3 protein-coding genes are annotated in these 2,532 nt (G+C 65.5%); all 3 read left to right on the top strand.

Annotated features, from left to right (window positions below; all coding sequences use genetic code 11):
• Nucleotides 1–87 precede the first annotated feature (87 nt).
• The 3 genes from tnpA (at nt 88) to tnpC (ending at nt 2,499) form a co-directional block, all read left to right on the top strand.
• Nucleotides 88–456 (top strand): IS66-like element accessory protein TnpA, encoded by a 369-nt coding sequence (gene tnpA, locus SX1_RS22120; RefSeq protein ID WP_019054852.1) that lies wholly within the window; start codon nt 88–90, stop codon nt 454–456.
• Nucleotides 453–794: an IS66 family insertion sequence element accessory protein TnpB gene (gene tnpB, locus SX1_RS22115; protein WP_019054851.1), complete on the top strand. Its 342-nt coding sequence runs from the start codon at nt 453–455 to the stop codon at nt 792–794. Before tnpA ends, tnpB begins: the two co-directional genes overlap by 4 nt.
• Before the next feature lie 61 nt (nt 795–855).
• On the top strand, nt 856–2,499 hold the full coding sequence (tnpC, locus tag SX1_RS22110) for an IS66 family transposase (RefSeq protein WP_019054850.1): 1,644 nt from the start codon (nt 856–858) through the stop codon (nt 2,497–2,499).
• The last annotated feature ends 33 nt before the right edge of the window (nt 2,500–2,532 follow it).

Raw genomic sequence — 2,532 nt, 5'->3', positions numbered from 1 at the left:
CCGTAACCGTCCGGGGAGACCCGCCTTGCTTGGCAGGTGAGTGATCGGTCTTAAGCGTGCTCCTTTTTGTGCGCTTGGGAGCGGTCGATGGGGCAGATCACGGTGTTTTCGGGGCCGGTACGGCGCCGGCGTTGGAGTGATGATGAGCGGCTGCAAATTCTGACCGAGGCGTTTTCGCCGGGGGCCTGCGTCGCCGAAGTTTGCCGACGGCACGATATCTCGACGGCGTTGATCTACACTTGGCGGCGCAAGGTCCGCGAAGCGCAAGCCGATACGACCTCGGACATGTTGCCGGCGCCGAGCTTCGCTGAGGCTGTGGTCGTCGAGGACGAAGGATCGGTCCGCCCAGGTCTGCAACCCGCGATGATTGTCGAGTTGGCGCGTGGCAAGCGGGTGAGCATCTTCGCATCGGCCTCGCCTGCGCAGGTGGCTTCAGCACTGAAGGCGCTGCGATGATCCCTTCGGGCGCGCGGGTGTGGATAGCGATGGGCCACACCGATATGCGTCGCGGGATGCAGAGCCTGGCGGCGATGGTGCAGCACAATTTCTCGCGCGACCCGTTTGCCGGCGATCTCTGGGTCTTCCGGGGGCGCAGCGGCACGCTGGTGAAGATCATTTGGCACGACGGGATCGGCATGTCGCTTTACGCCAAGCGGCTCGAGAAGGGCCGCTTCATCTGGCCCTCGGCGAAGGACGGTGTGGTGTCGCTGACGAGTTCGCAGCTTGCCTGCCTGCTCGACGGGATCGACTGGCGCAACCCGCAGTATTCCTGGCGGCCACAGAGTGCCGGATAGCTGGTAAAGTCGGCGTATTTTCGGCTTGATCGGAGGGGCTGACGATGATTCACTCCCTCTCATGGAAGCCGCCGTTTCGCCCCTTCCGAACAACGTGGAAGCGCTTCAGGCGCTGCTCGCGATGGCGACCCAGAGGGCGGATGAAGCGGAGGCCGCCCTGGCCAATGCCCGCGCCCGTGAGACCGCAGCCGAGGCGATGATTGCGCATCTCAAGCTGCAGAATGCCAAGCTGCGGCGCGAGCAGTATGGCGCCAGCGCCGAACGCACCGAGCGGCTGCTCGCACAGTTCGAGCTTGAACTTGAGGATCTCGAAGCCGACGCGGCCGAAGACGAACTTGCCGCCGAAGCTGCCGCGGCGAAGACGACCACCGTCGTCGCGTTCGAGCGCAAGAAGCCGGTCAGGAAGCCGTTCCCCGATCACCTCCCGCGCGAACGTGTCGTCGTCTCCACGCCGTGCTCGTGCCCAGCCTGCGGCAGCAATCGGCTGTCCAAGCTCGGCGAGGATGTGACCGAGACGCTGGAAGTGATCCCGCGCTCGTGGAAGGTGATCCAGACCGTGCGTGAGAAGTTCGCCTGCCGGGACTGCGAGAAGATCACGCAGCCGCCGGCCCCGTTCCACGTCACTCCGCGCGGTTGGGCCGGGCCCAGCTTCCTCGCCATGCTGCTGTTCGACAAGTACGGCCAGCATCAGCCGCTCCATCGGCAGGCCGAGCGCTTTGCCAGCGAAGGCGTGCCGCTCAGCGTCTCGACGCTCGCCGACCAGATCGGCGCGGCCTGTCGGGCGCTCATGCCGATATACCAGCTCATCGAGGCCCACACACTGGCCGCCGAGCGCCTGCACGGCGACGACACCACCGTGCCGATTATGGCCAAGGGCAAGACCATCACCGGGCGATTGTGGGACTACGTCCGCGACGATCGACCCTTCGGCGGTAATGATCCGCCCTCGGTCGTCTTCTACTATTCGCGCGACCGGCGAGGCGATCACCCACGACGCCATCTTGCGGCCTGGACGGGGATTCTGCAGGCGGACGCCTATGGCGGCTACAACGAGCTTTACGATCCGAACCGGCAGCCGGGGCCGATCCTCGAGGCTGGATGCTTCGCCCATGCGAGGAGGAAATTCTTCGAGCTGGCCGACGTCGAGGGCGCGGCTCGCAAGAAGAGCCGCGGCGAGAAGGCCGGGATCGTCTATCCGATCGCACTCGAGGCCGTGCAGAAGCTTGATGCCCTGTTCGCCATCGAGCGCGGCATCAACGGCCAGAGCCCGGCCGAACGTCTCGCGGCCCGTCAGGAACTCAGCGCGCCGCTGATGGCCGAACTCAACGACTGGCTGAACGCGCAGCTCGCCCGGATCTCGCGCAATCACGATCTCGCCAAGGCGATCAACTACATGCTGCGCCGCTGGGGCGCGTTCACCCGCTTCCTCACCGATGGCAGGGTCTGCCTATCGAACAATTCCGCCGAACGGTCGCTGCGCTGTGTGCCCCTCGGACGCAAGTCGTGGCTATTCTGCGGCTCCGACCGAGGTGGCCAGCGGGCGGCGGTCGCTTATTCGCTCATCCAGACCTGTCGCCTCAACGACGTCGATCCCCAGGCATGGCTCACCGTCGTCCTCGCCCGCATCGCAGACCATCCCGTCAACCGGATCGACGAGTTGCTCCCCTGGAACTGGCGGGACGCTCGGGTCGCTCTCGCCGCCTGATCCAACTTCCCGCGGTCCTCGGCGTATGCTTAC

It is taken from the genome of Sphingobium xenophagum NBRC 107872 (genome assembly GCF_000367345.1).
Lineage (GTDB): Bacteria > Pseudomonadota > Alphaproteobacteria > Sphingomonadales > Sphingomonadaceae > Sphingobium > Sphingobium xenophagum.
This window is presented reverse-complemented; position numbering and strand designations above follow the sequence as displayed.